Genomic DNA, 16,034 nt, shown 5'->3' on the forward strand with positions numbered 1-16,034 from the left:
AATGCCCGCGATACGCTGTAGTGGCACGGGCGCGACATCAAACGCTCACGCCTGCGCCTCGTGTTGCCGTCCTAGTGAGGCCCATCCCCGGAAAAGTAGTCCTCGCAAGCAGCCTGGACCCTGTCGACCGATGCATTATCGACATCCAGATGCGTGACCCACCGCAGGTTGCCATAGCGGCCGCCGACGGCGATGCCGCGATCGGCCAGGAAACGCCGGAAGGCATCCACGTCGATGGCAACGGGTGTCATGAACACCATGTTGGTTTGCGCCGGTCCGGATCCCAACTCAAGAAAGGCTGCCAGGACATCGGCAAGGCGCGCGGCACGGGCGTGGTCGTCCGCCAGTCGCGCGACGTTGTGTTCAAGCGCGTGGATGCCCGCAGCCGCCAGGATGCCCGTCTGCCGCATCCCGCCCCCCAGCATCTTGCGCAGCCTGCGGGCGGCCTGGATCAGATCCCTCGGCCCAGCCAGGACCGAGCCTACGGGCGCCCCCAACCCCTTCGACAGGCACAGCGAGACCGTGTCGAAACCCCGTGCAAGCACGTCCGCCTCGCAGCCGGTGGCGACGGAGGCATTCATCAGCCGCGCGCCGTCCAGATGGGTGCCCAGGCCATGCCTGCGTGCCAGCCCGGTCGCGGCCTCCAGATAGGCAGGGTCCAGCACCGACCCGCTGAAGGTGTTTTCCAAGGTCAGAAGCCTGGTGCGGGCATGGTGGAAATCGTCAGGCTTGATCGCGTCTTCGATCGCGGCCAGAGAGATGGTCCCGTCCGGCTCATTGGGCAACGGCTGCGGCTGGATCGAACCCAGCACCGCCGCCCCGCCTCCTTCATAAAGAAAGGTATGCGCCTTGTGCCCGACCAGGTATTCGTCGCCCCGGCCGCAATGCGCCATCAGTGCGGCAAGATTCGACTGCGTGCCCGTTGGAAAGAACAACGCCGCCTCCTTGCCAAGGCGCTCTGCCGCCATAGCCTCGAGCCTGTGGGTGGTCGGGCAGTCCTCGTAAACCGCATCCCCGACCGCGGCCGAGGCCATGACGGCCCGCATCGCAGCATCCGGCCGCGTCACGGTGTCCGAGCGAAAGTCATCCATGCCTGTCATGTACCGTTCCCTTGGCGGGCCGAGGGTGGCCCGAAGGCAGGAAAGCCGCCGCCGGGCCGAAGATCAAGCTGTTGCCTGCGCCTTCCCCTTGGTGTCTTGCGACCGACTGGGCGCTTGGCTCGTGGTCTGCAACATAGGCAGCACCTTGGAGGCAGACGCCCCGGCAGTGCCATGAACCACCTGAGGAACGACTGACGCCCCGGTCAAGGCCGTTGCGGCGTCAGCAGATACTTCGCGCCTGTGGACTTGCGCGTATAGGCCGCGACCGTGTCGGGCCGAAGCGCCTGCTCCAGCGTGATGCGGGCCGTATAGTGGCTTGCGAAGGTGGTGGTCATTTCGTCCAGGATCCGCTTGCGCATGGCTTCGACCGTTCCCGGATCAAGGCGGCGCAGCGCGTGGAACAACAGCCAGCCGCCAACGCTCCAGGTAAAGCCGAAGCCGCGCCGCAGGATCGAAGGCCCGGTATCCAGCGCGCCATAGATATAGCCCTGCTTCATCACGGCCGAGCCATAGCGGTCATAGCTGGTCATGCGGCGCATCGCGACCGCCTCCATGGCGTTCAGGATGATGCTGGTCATCTCGCCCCCGCCGATGGCGTCAAAGGACAGGGTGGCGCCGGTCGCGTCGATGGCCTCTGTCAGGTCGTGGCGGAAGCTGTCGGTGCTGCTGTCCACCACATGGACCGCCCCAAGACTGCGCAACAGGGCCACCTGTTCCTGGCTGCGGACGATATTGACCAGGCCGATGCCGTCCGCCTTGCAGATGCGCACCAGCATCTGTCCCAGGTTGGATGCCGCCGGGGCGTGAACGATCGCCTTGTGTCCCTCGGCCCGCATCGTCTCGACAAAGCCAAGCGCGGTCAGGGGATTGACGAACAGCGCCGCGCCCTCTTCGGCCGAGGCGCCGTCCGGCAGCACCAGGCAATCCTTGGCCGCGATCAGCCGCAGGCTGGCATACATCGCGCCGCCCAGCATCGCGACCCGCTTGCCGATCAGATGTTGCTGGTCCGGGCCTGCCGCAATGACGATGCCCGCCCCTTCGTTGCCGATGGGCAGCGACTGGTCGATGCGCGCCTGCATGGCGGGCATGGCGCGGTCGGGAATGCGCGCCGTCAACGCCTGTCCGTCAAAGTGGAGGCTGTCCATATCGGCCGGCCCGAACATGAGGCCCAGATCGGACGGATTGATGGGTGCCGCCTCAACCTGCACCAGAACCTCTCCCGGTCCCGGTTCGGCCAGGCGCACCGTCGCAAGTTCCAGGCGCAGCGTGCCATCCGCGCGCACAATCGATCTCATTTCCAAGCTGTCGTGATCCATGTGCCCTCCGTTGCAGTCCCGGCAATAGTTCCGCATTGGCGGGCGGTGTTCAACCGCCACTCTAGTGCCCTTATCCCAGGGACGTTGGATGGCACCGGTCCCTGCGCGCTAACGAGTGAATTTTGGGAACCGCATCGTTCCCGAAATGCACCCCATGATCAGTGCGCTGCGGTGCGGGCCTGTTGATCCGGGGCAATCGTGTCTCACAGTTCATCACAGACCATGGTCCGCCGCAGGGTCGTATCTCCTCAATGCGCCTCCACCCCCTTCTGGAACCACGCGGCGAAGGCAGCCTCGGTTACACCGCCCGAAGCCAGATCTTCCCTCATACGAACGCCTTGGACCGGTTCGGGGAGAAAGCCCAAGCCGTTGAGGCGCACGAAGGTCAGTGCCGTGACAAAGGCCGTGCGCTTGTTGCCATCGACAAAGGCGTGCGCCTTCGATGCGGTATCGCTTCCGGGGCCAACCCACACCACTGCATTCGCGTCTGGACACGGACTGCGGCACAGGGCAATCACACGCCATGGGCGTCGGCGGGTTCCTGCCGGCACGCACGAAGCGTCTTCCACCCATGGGGCGCTTCGTGGGAAATGGCCCCCTAACAAGAGCGGCGTGGCCCGAGTCGCGATCCGCCAGAGCAGGAGCAGAGTGTCGACGTGTCAGAAGGATACGCCCGTGCCCGGCATGACCGGCCCTCGGCCAAGACAGCCACGTTCCAGGTTCGCGGCCGCTTCCTGACCGTTCTGGCGCTTCGGATCGACGGCGACATGGCCGACGACCGCTTCCATGCGCAACTGGATGAACAACTGGGCCGCACGCCGCAGTTCTTTTCCGGCGCGCCGATGGTGCTGGATCTGGGCCAGTCCCCGGGCTTCCAGGAACCGGACCGTATCCGCACCCTGCTGGACAGTCTGCGCCAGCGTGAACTGCGGGTGTTCGGCGTCCAGAATGCCGCCGGATTTGACCCGGCTCTGCTTGACGACCTGGGGCTGATTGCCGTGAACACCGGCCGCGATGCCCCTCTGCCCCGCGATCCCGGCCCCGCGCCGGCCGCCATCCCACCTCGACCGGCCGAGACCAAGGTCATCCGCTCTCCGGTGCGGTCGGGCCAGATGATCGTGGCCGATCAGGGCGACCTGACCGTGATCGGAACGGTCGCCTCGGGGGCGGAGCTGATCGCGGCAGGCAATATCCACGTCTATGGCACGTTACGGGGTCGGGCCATGGCGGGCTGCCACGGCAACGAAAACGCCCATATCTTCTGCCAGAACCTGGACGCCGAACTGGTGGCCATCGCGGGCCTCTACCAGACCAGCGAGACGCTGGATCAGGCCGCCCGAGACCGCTGCACCCATATTTACCTGGAGAACGAGAAACTTCGCATGGAGGTAATCGCATGACATCGCAAGCCAAGAAGGACGCGCCCCTGGGGCGGGTCATCGTGATCACCTCGGGCAAGGGGGGCGTCGGCAAGACGACCTCGTCCGCGGCAATTTCCGCCGGGCTGGCAAAGCAGGGCTTCAAGACCGTCGTCATCGACTTTGACGTGGGCCTTCGCAACCTGGACATGATCATGGGCTGCGAACGCCGGGTGGTCTTCGACTTCATCAACGTCATCCAGGGCGATGCCAAGCTGAAGCAGGCGCTGATCAAGGACAAGCGCCTGGAAACGCTGTTCATCCTGCCGACCTCGCAGACCCGCGACAAGGACGCCCTGACCAAGGAGGGCGTCGAGCAGATCCTGACCGAGCTGAAGGCCGAGTTCGACTATATCATCTGCGACAGTCCCGCGGGGATCGAACGCGGCGCCCAGTTGGCGATGTATTACGCCGACGAGGCCGTGGTCGTGACCAATCCCGAGGTGTCCTCGGTCCGCGACAGCGACCGCGTGCTGGGCTTGCTCAGCAGCCAGACCCGCCGTGCCGAAACCGACGGCGCCGAGCCGATCAAGGCCCAGGTCCTGCTGACCCGCTATGACCAGGCCCGCGTCGACAGCGGCGAGATGATGACGGTCGAGGACGTGCTGGAGATCCTGGCCGTGCCGCTGCTGGGCGTGATCCCGGAAAGCAAGGCGATCCTCAAGGCCTCAAACGTGGGCACGCCCGTGGTTCTGGACGAACCCTCGGCCGCGTCCCGCGCCTATGAGGATGCGGTGTCCCGGCTGACCGGCACCCAGGTCGAGATGCGCATCCAGGGCGAGCGTCGCCCCGGCCTGTTCCAGCGGTTGTTCAAGCGTGCGTCATGAACCTGTTCAGTTTTGTTCGCAAGCCGCGCCCGACCCCGACAGCCCAGACTGCAAAAGACCGGCTGCAGATCCTTCTGGCCCATGAACGCAGCAGCGGCACCGCCGAGGCGGATTACCTGCCGATGCTGCAGCGCGACATCATTGCGGCGATCCGCAAGTATGTCCCGATTGGGGAAAAGGAGGTCGACGTCCGCATGGAGCGCGGCGACCAGATGTCCAGCCTCGAGATCAACATCGAGCTGCCCGGCGCCGTCCCGTCACCGAAAAGCTGATGATCGCATCAACCGCCTGGCGCCGTATCCCGGCGCCAGGAACGGGTCTGACCGGATGCCGGCATGACCCGCAGTCTCCTGCCCGGCAATGCCCACATCATCCGCGACCAGATCGCGTGACCGTGCATGGAACGGCTGACAGGAACCAGCAGCCTTGCGCGCTCGTTGGCCCGGATGAGCAGTCAAGACAGCAGCCTTTCCGACCTTGTCAAGCACCTTGGTAATCTTGGAGAAGAGCAGGACCAAGTCAGCGTCCACGACATCCGCCAAGCCTTGGGAGAGCGCAGCTTTGGGCCATTCCTGGCCATTCCGGCACTGGTCGAGATCACGCCGATCGGCGGCATTCCCGGCCTTCCTACGCTGATCGCCCTTGGGATTGCCTTGGTCGCTGCACAGATCCTTTTTGGTCGCGACCATCTCTGGCTTCCCGATGTGCTGGAGCGCCGGACACTGGACGGCGACCGCGTCAAGAAAGGCATGGAATGGCTGAAACGGCCAGCGGGCTGGATAGACCGGGTGCTCCGACCGCGGCTTGATTGGCTGACTGGAAAGGCCGGCCTGCGCCTTGTCGCCCTTCTGTGCATCCTGCTCTGCGCCACTGTTCCGCCGCTGGAGCTTCTGCCCTTTGCCTCCTCGATTCCAATGGGTGCAATTGCCTCGATGGGCCTGGGTCTGATGGTCCGAGATGGCTTGGTGATCCTCGTGGCCGCCCTTGGCGCGCTTCTGGGATTGGGCGGGACACTGATGACCGTATTGGGCTGAGCCTGCCTCGTCTGGGGTTTCTGATCGGGACAGATGTGGAATCTGCCTCCACTTGTGAAATCCAGCAGGCTCGCGGTTTGCGGCGTCAATCCTGGCGGATTGCAAAACCTTGAGTTCGTACGACGACCGTACCAGACCGTGTGAAAACACCTGTGGGATTCCCTGACATCCATGCGGGTGATATGCTCAGCCATGGCACATATCTCAGGTAGTGACCGATCTCGGCTTCTGCTCTTGCCCGAGTCGGTGGACGACTATGTAGGGCCGGACAATACTGTCCGGTTCATCGAAGCATTTGTCGATAGTCTGGATCTGGAGGCGTGCGGCTTTGCACGGGTCCGCGGCAAGGCCACCGGTAGGCCAGGCTATAATCCCGCTGACCTGCTCAAGCTCTACATCTATGGGTATCTTAACAGGGTGCGGTCCAGCCGACGCCTGGAAGCTGAAACACGGCGCAACATTGAGGTCATCTGGCTGATGCGCCGTCTTTCTCCCGATTTCAAAACGATCGCTGACTTCCGGCGTGACAACCGGGCCGCATTCCGACAGGTCTTCAGGGCATTCGTTGTTCTCTGCCGAGAGCTTGATCTGTACGGCCGCGAGTTGGTTGCCGTCGATGGCACCCGCCTGAAGGCCGTAAATAGCCGGGATCGTAATTTCACAAAAGCAAAGCTGGAGAGACGCCTCCGCGAAAGCGAAGAGAAGCTGGATCGCTATCTGAAGCAACTGGATATCGCGGACAAGGACGACGTAGACGGAGCTGATCCATCCAAAGCCAAAGATCTGCAGGCAAAGATCGCAAAGGTGCGGGAACGGCGCGTTCATATTGAAGCCTGCCAGTCCGACGTCGCAAAGAGTGCGGAGGATCAGATATCGCTGACGGATCCAGTCAGCCGTGCGATGCATCCGTCGAGCCGTGTGAGCGTCGGCTACAATGTTCAGATCGCCGTCGACACCAAGCATAAGCTCATCGCCGAACAGCAAGTTCACAGCCGTGTCGCCGACTAGGGCCTTTTAGCTGAAACGGCGAACGCCGCACGCGAGAACTTGGCCGTTGAAGAGATAAAGGCTGTTGCGGACCGAGGCTACTACAGCATGGAGGATATCGCGGCCTGTGAGGCCGCCGCCGTCATTCCTCATGTCTGCAAGCCGAATAAAAGCATCGCGGCACGCAGCGGTCATTTTACGAAAGAGATGTTCCGCTACGACGCCGTGGCCAATCTCTATATTTGCCCCGGAAAGCATAATCTTGAACCAAGATATGTCGACCGGACACGGGCCCCCACAAAGATCGAATATTGCAATCGCGCCGCCTGTCGGACCTGCGATCTTCGTTCCCTCTGCACCAACGGCTCATATCGCAAGATCACCCGGGCGGAGGATGAAGCCTTGCTGGAGCAAATGGCGGAGCGATTGCGCGCCAGGCCAGAACTTCTGGATATACGTCGCGAGACCGTTGAACATCCATTCGGCACAATCAAGCAGTGGATGGGGCAAGGTGCATTCCTGATGAGGCGTCTCGAAAACGTGCGGGGCGAGTTCAGCCTGACAGCGTTGGCGTACAACATCCGTCGGGCAATCACCCTGGTTGGCGTTTCCGGTCTGATTGCAGCAGCTGCCGACTGAAATCTGGTGCAGTTATGCCTGAAACAGCACAGAAACGTCTACAATCCTCAAAGACTACAGCGCTTTTGCCCATCTGAGGATGAATTGCTGCGCAAAAATGCGCGAGACGACCAGCAGAACAAACGGACCGAATTTCCTGCCACCTCTTCGGGTTTTCACACGGTCTGGTACCTTCTCGGAACAGTCGAGAACTGTCGTGCCCATACTGAAGGATAGAGCCACCAGCTTCCGGTGGCGACAAGGTGCCGCCGGACTCTTTGCAGTTCGGGGGCCACCTATCCTTGGACAGTTTCCACGGAGAAGACATCGGCAGGTTAGCAAATCGTGGCTTACAAGCCCTCAAGACTGACTCGCCTTTGCATCGACCGTCACGATGACCGAGAGGCCGGGCGCCAGGTGTTCGCCCATCTCCTGCCCCGGATCGATCGAGATGCGCACAGGCAGGCGCTGCACGATCTTGGTGAAGTTCCCGGTCGTGTTGGAACCCGCCAGCAGGCTGAACTCGGAGGCTGTCGCGGGCGAGAATGCCTCGACCTTGCCGTTGAAATGGCGGCCCTGCAGGGCATCGACGGTGAAATCCACCCGCTGCCCAAGCCGCATCCCATGCATTCCGGTTTCGGGGAAGTTGGCGACGATCCAGACCTCCTGCCCGATAAGCGGAACCATGGCCGTGCCGGCCGTTACATATTGCCCCAACCGGGCAGAGACCTGGCCCAGCCGTCCCGCCTCGGGTGCGTGAAGTTGGGTATTGGCAAGATCAAGATGCGCCAGTTCCACCGCCGCCTCGGCGCTGGCAATATCGGCATGACGGGCGTTCACTTCGGTGCGGGCGCTTTCGATGTTCTGGACCTGGATCTCCAACTGCGCCTCGGCCTGCTGAACAGCGGCGGCGGCTTGCCGGCGGGCGAGTTGCGCCTGTTCGCGGGCCGTGTCGCTTGACACGCCGCGTGACGACAACTCCTGGGCGCGGCGGTCGTCGGCATTCGCCAGGGCGAGGCCCGCGCGGGCGGAGGCCAAGGCCGCTTCGTTCGCGCGTCGGACGGCCTCGGCGGAACGGACATTCTGCTCGCTCACGGCCAGTGCAGCACGCGCGGTTTCCAGTCCGGCCTGGGCCTGTGCGAGCTTCTGGCGATAGATGCGGTCGTCGATCCGGGCGATCGGATCGCCCTGCTTTACCTCCTGGAAGTCGTGGACATAGACCTCGCTCACATAGCCGGACAGTTGTGGCGCGATCAAGGTGACGCGCCCCCGGATATAGGCATTCTCGGTCGTCGGTTCCGCAGAACGGAATGGCGGCAGATGCCAGGCAAAAAGCACCAGCAGCACGCCCGCGATGCCGATGATCAGGGCGATGACGGTGGGAAGGATATGGGTTTTGGTCATGTCTGGTGCCCAGCATCAGAGGAGGAAGGGGAGGAGGTCGCACGGGCGGCCATCCAGTCGCGCGTCACATGGAGGACGAGAAAGAACAGCCCTGCGGACGCAATCAGGAAGATAAGGAAATAAAGGTCGTTGTAGGCCATGACGAAAGCCTGCCTCGATGCCTCTTGTGCGATCTGCGCGACAGCCTGGGCGCGCTGCGCCGCCGTGTCGGCGATCTGCGGGGCCAATGCGGCCATCCCGCGCGCAAGTTCGGCTGATAACAAGGGGGTCGTAGTGGTGATCTGTTCGTTGAGAGCCTGCAAATGGAAGGCCTGCCGCCAGTTGACCAGCGTGTTGAAGATCCCGCCGCCGATCACCCCGCCGATGCTCTGGGTGGAAAGGAACACGATCACGAAGGACAGAAGATAGTTAGGCCCCTTCTTCAAGGCCGCCATCAACCCCGCCATCATCGCGGGCGGCATGAACAGCATCCCGGCAAAGCCGATCATGGCCTGGCTGATGAGCATCTGTTCCGGCCGCGTGTCCAGCGTGGATTGCGAATCCATCCAGGCGCCTGCGGCGATCAGCACCAAGGCAACGAAATGGAACTGCGGCTCGCGCCCCGGCTTGATCCAGGCGACACAGGCCAGCCCACCGAGGATACTGGCCAGGCAGATCACCGCGAAAAGCCCGGTCATCTGTTCGGGCGCCACTCCCAGCACCTGGAACATCCTCGGTGCGCCGGCGCTTTGTTCCGACAAGAGCAGCCGGAACAGCAGCAGCGTCCCGGTCAGGTGCAGCATGGCCGGGGTCACCAGCCAGCGGATGTCCAACAGCGGCGACTTGCGGTGAAGCTCGACGACCACTGCCGCCGCCAAGGCGGCGACCGAAGCTGCCAGCAGGACACCGATCCAGGGCGTGGCCCTCCACCAATGGATCGGTCCCATGATGGCGCCCACGGTGATGCCGCCAAAGCCAAAGCTGATCAGCCCGAAGCTGACCAGATCCATCGGCTTGATGACCTTCTCGTGGGGCACGGGCGTCAGCCGCAGCCGATAGACCAGCATCAACGAGATCAGGGCCAGGCCCAGCACCAGCAGGTGAACCCGCAAAAGTCCGCCGTCACCGATCAGCGACGGCGAGATGACACGCGCCAATGACGGCCCGAGCATCATCAGGCTCAGCGCCATCGGCAGACCGAGGCGCATCTTCCATTCCCGTGACAGCGGTTCGAGGAAGTAGAGGAAGGCCAGCGTCGACAACGGTGCCGAGGTGACGCCAGCCAGGAACTGCATCACCACGGCCGAGCGCATATCCTCGATCCAGACCGAACCAAAGGCCACGACGACATAGCAGACGATGCCCACCTCGGCGAAACGGCGCAGGCCGAACTGGGTGCGGATCTTGATCAGCATCAGCGGCAGCGAGGACCGAGGGATCAGATAGGCCGCCATCAGCCAGCTTGCATCCGTGGCCGAGATGCCCAGATCGCCGGCGAACTGCTGGACATTGGCCGAAACGAACCCCTGCCCCAATCCCTGCGCCATGGCCAGCAGAACGCCCGCAAGCATATAGCCCAACACCAACGGAAGGGGCGTCGCTTGCGGCGGCGGCGGGGCAGCCAAGGTCCGATCCTCGGCTGCGCTCATGTGTTGTTCATGCGTGCGGCGTTGTCGGCCAGCCGCTCCAGCAGGCCGCGAAGCTGCGCCTGCTCCTCGGCACTGACGCCATCCACAAGCTTGCCGTGAATGCTGTCCATGTATCGGGTGATGGGAAGCACCTTGGCCCGCCGCGTCAGGAACAGCGCCCTTTTACGCGCGTCTCCGTCGAACCCGCGCCGCTCTATCAGCCCTTCGGATTCCAGCAGATCCAGTTGCCGTTTCAGGCTGGGCGCCTCGATGCCCATTGCGGCGGCCAGTTCCGCCTGTGTGGAACCCTCTTGCCGCGTCAGCGCCGACAGAACCCGTGCGCGCGAGAAGGAAAGGCCCAGCCCGCGCACCTCGTCATCGTAATTCTGCCGCAGCTCCTTCAGAAGCCGGAACAAGGTCAGCAGGAGAGGAGTGCTGTTGCTCATGAGTGGAAACTGCCATCAGGCTGCTTGGATAGCGGGCTAACTAAGAAGCATGATAGGAACTTGCAAGAGGTGCTGCGGGTCTTATCGCGCCACCTTGGAAACCCGGCAACTCACCGGGTGGTCTATGCGGATTGAGCAACCGGCCCCTCGCGTTTCGCCGGGATCTCATCGCGGCTACAGTGAGAAATTCGATGGCGCAGGACGCTCGTATCCCTTTGGCATCCCGCAGATCAGACCGGCAAAGCGTCAGCAGGGGATGAAAACGAAGCGGAATTGCCGACTGCACCTTGACTTGCTCCGAACCCGATTATAGTCGAACGTTCGATCTGATTTGAGGTAGATGTGGGACGAAAGCGCACCATTGACCGCGATGCCCTTATGGATGCCGTGGAAAGCGTTGCACGCCGCGAGGGGGTCAGCGGCCTCAGCATTGATGCCGTGGCGCGGGAAGTGGGCATCAGCAAGTCCAGTGTCGTCTATGATTGCGGAAGCAAGGCCGCGCTGCTGACAGCATTTACGCGTCATCAGTTGTGTCAGTACCGCGCCCGCTTTGACGAAGTCTTGCAGGCTCATGCGGGGCGGCCCAACGCATGGTTGCGCGCGATGATCGACATGGGGCGCGAAGCGCCCACGGAAGACGACGTGGCGATCACCATGCTGATCAGCGCCAGCATGGGCGAGCACGCGGAATGCCGTGAACTGATGCGTGCATCCCTTGCCGAGGATGCCCGCCGCGTCGCGGCAGATGCCGAGGACCAGGGAAAGATGCTGCAGCTTCTGCTTGCGGTCCATGGTCTGCTTTTTCTTGAATGCTTTGAACTTCAGCGCTTTGACGAGACCACCCGCCAGGAACTCTTGGACGGGCTCATGAAGACACTCGAGACCGACAAGGGCTCATCTTCCACAGCCTCAGTTCCCCTCGACAAGTAATCCTTCTTTCCGAAAGACCGACCATGCACAGATCTCGAGTCCTGACCGGGCTTCTTGTTGCGCTGCTGGCCCAGCCGGTGGCTTTGCGCGCAAGTGCGCAGGATATGCCGCCCACGCCCGTCAGCGTCCTAACCATGACACCGCAACCCTTGCCCGTGGTGAACGAGCTGCCCGGACGCGTTGCTGCGACCCGCACCGCCGAGGTGCGGCCCCGTGTCGGTGGCATCGTCGTCGAGCGGATCTTCACGCAAGGCTCTGTCGTGAAGGCCGGCGATGTTCTCTACAAGATCGACCCCGCGCCCTATGCGGTGCGCGTTGCCAGTGCCGAGGCCACCCTGGCGCGGGCCGAGGCGACCCGGCAGAACGCCCAGGACCAGCTTGCCCGCACCGAGGCGCTGCGCGAACGCCGCGTAACCGCAGGAGTGGATCTTGAAAACGCCACCACCACCCTGGCCCAGGCCGATGCGGACGTTGCCATCGCCAATGCCAGCCTCCAGGAAGCGCAGCTGAACCTGGGCTATACCGACGTGACCGCCCCAATCGACGGCGTCGTCGGGCGCGCCCTGGTGACCGAAGGTGCCCTGGTCACCGCGCAGACCGACATCCTGGCCACGATCCAGCAGCTTGACCCGGTCTATGTGGACGTGACCCAGTCATCCGCGCAATTGTTCGCCCTGCAACGCGCACGGGCAGCCGGAGAGCTGATGATGACCGCGCCCGACGAGGCGCAGGTCCAGCTGTTCTTCGATGACGGGTCGGCATACCCGCATATGGGCAAGTTGCTTTTTTCGGAAGCCAGCGTCGACAGCTCGACGGGGCAGATCACGCTGCGGGCCGAGTTCCCCAATGCGGACGGGATGCTGTTGCCGGGCCTTTATGTCCGTGCGCGGCTTGAACAGGCTGTCCGCGAAAACGCGCTCAGCATCCCGCAGATGGCGGTTCAGCGCGATACCAGCGGCCAGGCCTTTGTTTACGTCCTGAAGGGCGAGGATACCGTTGAACGCCGGGACGTGTCCCTGGGCCTGACCTTCAAGAACGAATGGTTGGTCGAAGATGGCCTGCAGCCCGGAGACCGCGTTGTCATCGAAGGGGCGCAGAAGCTGTACCCGGATGCGAAGGTCGTCGCGGAACTCGTCAATGCAAAACCCGAGGCAGCCGCCACGCAATCCGCCCGGCCTGCCGCGCAGACCGCCGATCACAAGGGCTGAGAACGCAGCATGGCACAGTTCTTCATTCTTCGCCCGGTCCTGGCCTGGGTGATCTCGATCTTTATTGTCATCGCCGGGCTGATTGCCCTGCCCCAGATGCCGATCGCCCAATATCCCCAGGTCGCGCCCCCGCAAATCCAGATCTCGACCTTCTATACCGGCGCCTCGCCCAACGAGATGTACCAGTCCGTCGCCCAGCCCATCGAGGAGGAGCTGAACGGTATCCAAGGCATCCAGTACTTTGAATCGACTTCGGACGTGTCCGGCGCGATCTCGATCACGGCGACCTTTGAACCGGGGACGGATGTCGGCACGGCGCAGGTGGATATTCAGAATGCCGTAAGCCGGGTCGAACCCGTGCTGCCGCAGACGGTCGTCGACCAGGGCGTCACCGTCGAGGAGGCCGGAGCAGGCTTTCTGATGATGGTCTCTTTGACGTCGTCGGATGGGTCGATGAACGATGTGGCGCTTGGCGATTACATCAACCGCAACGTCGTGGGCGAAATCCGCCGCATCGACGGCGTCGGTCGCGCCCAGGTCTTTGCATCCGAGGAAGCGCTGCGGATCTGGATCGATCCCGACAAGCTGACCGGCCTCAACCTGTCACCCGCTGACGTGTCGGCAGCGATCCGCGCGCAGAATGCCCAGGTGGCGGCAGGCCAGATCGGCGCGGACCCGAACCCGGTGAACCAGCAACTGACAGCGACCGTCCTGGTCAGGGGTCAGCTGACCCAACCCGAAGAATTCGGCAATATCGTGCTGCGCGCCAACCCGGACGGATCGACCGTGCGGCTTCGCGACGTGGCCGAGATCGAGGTCGGCGCCGACACCTACAACTTCGCCTCGCGCCTGAACGGCCAGCCGACGGCTGCGGTGGGGATCCAGCTGTCCTCTACCGGCAACGCGCTTGCCACGTCCGAGGCTGTGCGACACACGATGGAGGAACTGTCGGGCTTTTTCCCCGAGGGCATCGAATATGCGATCCCCTATGACACGGCGCCTTTCGTGGAAAAATCCATCGAGAAGGTGATCCACACCCTGATCGAGGCCGTGATCCTGGTCTTCGTGGTGATGTTCCTGTTCCTGCAGAACTTCCGCTATACGCTCATCCCGACGATCGTCGTGCCGATTGCACTGGCAGGCACCATTGCGGTCATGCTCGTGGCGGGCTTCTCGATCAACGTGCTGACGATGTTCGCGATGGTGCTGGCTATCGGCATCCTGGTGGACGACGCCATCGTCGTCATCGAAAACGTCGAGCGGATCATGGCGACCGAAGGGTTGCCGCCCAAGGAGGCCACGCAAAAGGCCATGGGCGAAATCTCGGGCGCGATCATCGGCATCACGCTGGTGCTGGCGGCCGTGTTCATCCCGATGGCCTTCTTCCCCGGATCGACCGGCATCATCTATCGCCAGTTCGCGCTGACGATGGTGGTATCCATTCTGTTCTCGGCCTTCCTGGCGCTGACGCTGACGCCCGCGCTTTGCGCGACCTTCCTCAAGCCTATTAAGGGCCATCACGAGAAGAAGGGCTTCTTCGGCTGGTTCAACCGCAAGTTCGATGCGGCCACCGAACGCTATGGCCGGGCGGTGACGATGCTGACACGGCGGACCGGCCTGGTGATGCTGGTCTATCTGGGCATTGTCGTGCTGACAGGTATTGGCTTCAGTTCACTGCCCACGGGCTTTCTGCCCGACGAGGACCAGGGCTTCATCATTTCGGACATCCAGACGCCGCCGACCGCCAGTTCGCAGCGGACCGACGCGGCCATCGAGGTGATCGAGAACCATTATGGCCAGAACCCCGCGGTCGAGAACGTCGTCGGCATCCGGGGCTTCTCGTTCTCGGGTCAGGGGCCGAATGCGGGGCTTGCCTTTATCACCTTCACGGACTGGTCCGAGCGCGACCAGAGTGCGACCCAGATCGCCAATGAGGCCAACATGGCCTTGTTCGCGACCAAGGACGCGCAGATCTATTCGCTGTCGCCCCCGCCTATTCCCGGCTTTGGCACCTCGGGCGGGTTCAGCTTCCGCCTGCAGGATCGTGGCGGCAATGGCCAGCAAGCCTTGAACGCGGCAGCCCAGCAACTGATTGCAGAAGCCCAAGCCGGGGGCGTCGTCGCTGGCCTGAGGGTGGAAGGTATGCCGGCGGCAGCGCAGGTGAACGTCCCGATCGACCGCGACAAGGCCCAGACTTTTGGTGTGGCCTTTGCGGATATCAACCAGACCCTGTCCGCGAACCTGGGGTCGTCCTATGTCAACGACTTCCCGAACCAGGGCCGGATGCAGCGCGTGATCGTGCAGGCGCAGGAAGAAAGCCGGATGCAGGCCGAGAACGTCCTGAACCTGACGGTGCGCAATTCGAACGGCGGAATGGTTCCGTTCTCGTCCTTTGCGACGGTGGAATGGAACCAGGGTCCAAGCCAGGTGGTGGGCTATAACGGCTATCCTTCGGTGCGGATTGCCGGGAATGCCTTGCCCGGCTTCTCGTCGGGCGCGGCCGTGGCCGAGATGGAACGGCTGGCGGCGGGGCTGCCGGAAGGCTTTGCCTATGAATGGACCGGCCAGACGCTTGAGGAGATCAATTCAGGCAACACCTCGACGATCCTGTTCGCGATGTCGATCCTGTTTGTCTTCCTGTTGCTGTCCGGGCTGTATGAAAGCTGGGCTATTCCGCTGTCGGTGATGCTGGTCGTGCCCCTGGGGATCATCGGATGCATTGCGGCGGTGATGCTGCGCGATATGCCGAACGACGTTTATTTCAAGGTCGGCCTTATCGCCATCATCGGGCTTTCCGCCAAGAACGCCATCCTGATCGTGGAATTCGCCAAGGATCTGCGCGAGGAAGGCATGAGCCTGATCGATGCGGCCGTAAAGGCGGCCAAGCTGCGCTTCCGTCCGATCCTGATGACCTCGCTGGCCTTTACTTTGGGCGTCGTGCCGCTGGCCATCGCCACGGGTGCTTCGGCGGCGTCCCAGAACGCCATCGGCACCGGCGTGATCGGCGGCATGATCTCGGCCACGATCCTGGCGGTGTTCTTCGTCCCAGTGTTCTTTGTCTTCGTGCTGGGCCTGTTCAGCCGGATGCGCCGGAAACACACCGAGGCTGCCGCGGTCTAAGCGTGATGCCGGTCTTTTG

The 16,034-nt window shown here is 62.9% G+C and carries 14 protein-coding genes and 1 pseudogene; 9 read left to right on the forward strand and 6 right to left on the reverse strand.

The window, feature by feature from the left end:
* Positions 1–71: 71 nt before the first annotated feature.
* The 3 genes from ltaE to LZ585_RS08515 all read right to left on the reverse strand — a co-directional run bounded on the left by ltaE (position 72) and on the right by LZ585_RS08515 (position 2,889).
* A complete protein-coding gene (gene ltaE / locus LZ585_RS08505) occupies positions 72–1,100 on the reverse strand; it encodes a low-specificity L-threonine aldolase (protein ID WP_234853180.1) in 1,029 nt (342 codons plus the stop codon).
* Between the two features lie 203 nt (positions 1,101–1,303).
* Positions 1,304–2,395: a zinc-binding dehydrogenase gene (locus LZ585_RS08510; protein ID WP_234853181.1), complete on the reverse strand. Its 1,092-nt coding sequence runs from the start codon at positions 2,393–2,395 to the stop codon at positions 1,304–1,306.
* Between the two features lie 269 nt (positions 2,396–2,664).
* On the reverse strand, positions 2,665–2,889 hold the full coding sequence (locus tag LZ585_RS08515; RefSeq protein WP_315857589.1) for a hypothetical protein: 225 nt from the start codon (positions 2,887–2,889) through the stop codon (positions 2,665–2,667).
* 183 nt (positions 2,890–3,072) lie between these two features.
* On the opposite strand from LZ585_RS08515, the gene minC reads away from it, so the two are divergent.
* The 6 genes and pseudogenes from minC to LZ585_RS08545 all read left to right on the forward strand — a co-directional run.
* A complete protein-coding gene (gene minC, locus LZ585_RS08520) occupies positions 3,073–3,816 on the forward strand; it encodes a septum site-determining protein MinC (RefSeq protein ID WP_234853182.1) in 744 nt (247 codons plus the stop codon).
* A complete protein-coding gene (minD, locus tag LZ585_RS08525) occupies positions 3,813–4,661 on the forward strand; it encodes a septum site-determining protein MinD (RefSeq protein ID WP_234853183.1) in 849 nt (282 codons plus the stop codon). The genes minC and minD overlap by 4 nt, the downstream gene beginning before the upstream one ends.
* Positions 4,658–4,933, forward strand: a complete 276-nt coding sequence (gene minE / locus LZ585_RS08530) for a cell division topological specificity factor MinE (protein WP_234853184.1) — start codon at positions 4,658–4,660, stop codon at positions 4,931–4,933. Before minD ends, minE begins: the two co-directional genes overlap by 4 nt.
* Before the next feature lie 126 nt (positions 4,934–5,059).
* Positions 5,060–5,695, forward strand: a complete 636-nt coding sequence (locus tag LZ585_RS08535) for an exopolysaccharide biosynthesis protein (RefSeq protein ID WP_234853185.1) — start codon at positions 5,060–5,062, stop codon at positions 5,693–5,695.
* A 246-nt stretch (positions 5,696–5,941) separates the two neighbouring features.
* Positions 5,942–6,703 (forward strand): transposase, encoded by a 762-nt coding sequence (locus LZ585_RS08540; protein ID WP_234853186.1) that lies wholly within the window; start codon positions 5,942–5,944, stop codon positions 6,701–6,703.
* Between the two features lie 33 nt (positions 6,704–6,736).
* Positions 6,737–7,321, forward strand: a pseudogene (locus LZ585_RS08545) (transposase); the annotation flags it as partial.
* A 339-nt stretch (positions 7,322–7,660) separates the two neighbouring features.
* On the opposite strand, the gene LZ585_RS08550 reads toward LZ585_RS08545, so the two are convergent.
* Genes LZ585_RS08550 through LZ585_RS08560 form a run of 3 tightly spaced genes read right to left on the reverse strand, consistent with a single transcriptional unit; the run spans position 7,661 to position 10,757 of the window.
* Entirely contained in the window at positions 7,661–8,704 is a 1,044-nt protein-coding gene (locus LZ585_RS08550; protein ID WP_234853188.1) for an HlyD family secretion protein, read from the reverse strand.
* The gene (locus LZ585_RS08555; RefSeq protein WP_234853189.1) at positions 8,701–10,332 is read right to left on the reverse strand and encodes an MFS transporter; all 1,632 of its coding nucleotides are present in this window, start codon (positions 10,330–10,332) and stop codon (positions 8,701–8,703) included. Before LZ585_RS08555 ends, LZ585_RS08550 begins: the two co-directional genes overlap by 4 nt.
* Positions 10,329–10,757: a MarR family winged helix-turn-helix transcriptional regulator gene (locus LZ585_RS08560; protein WP_234853190.1), complete on the reverse strand. Its 429-nt coding sequence runs from the start codon at positions 10,755–10,757 to the stop codon at positions 10,329–10,331. The genes LZ585_RS08555 and LZ585_RS08560 overlap by 4 nt, the downstream gene beginning before the upstream one ends.
* A gap of 378 nt (positions 10,758–11,135) precedes the next feature.
* Here LZ585_RS08560 and LZ585_RS08565 point away from each other — a divergent pair, with 378 nt between their 5' ends.
* Genes LZ585_RS08565 through LZ585_RS08575 form a run of 3 tightly spaced genes read left to right on the forward strand, consistent with a single transcriptional unit; the run spans position 11,136 to position 16,015 of the window.
* Positions 11,136–11,687 (forward strand): TetR/AcrR family transcriptional regulator, encoded by a 552-nt coding sequence (locus tag LZ585_RS08565; RefSeq protein ID WP_234853191.1) that lies wholly within the window; start codon positions 11,136–11,138, stop codon positions 11,685–11,687.
* Between the two features lie 23 nt (positions 11,688–11,710).
* Positions 11,711–12,895: an efflux RND transporter periplasmic adaptor subunit gene (locus tag LZ585_RS08570; protein WP_234853192.1), complete on the forward strand. Its 1,185-nt coding sequence runs from the start codon at positions 11,711–11,713 to the stop codon at positions 12,893–12,895.
* 9 nt (positions 12,896–12,904) lie between these two features.
* Positions 12,905–16,015: an efflux RND transporter permease subunit gene (locus LZ585_RS08575; protein WP_234853193.1), complete on the forward strand. Its 3,111-nt coding sequence runs from the start codon at positions 12,905–12,907 to the stop codon at positions 16,013–16,015.
* The last annotated feature ends 19 nt before the right edge of the window (positions 16,016–16,034 follow it).

Origin of the sequence: Paracoccus everestensis (assembly GCF_021491915.1) — a bacterium.
Lineage (GTDB): Bacteria > Pseudomonadota > Alphaproteobacteria > Rhodobacterales > Rhodobacteraceae > Paracoccus > Paracoccus everestensis.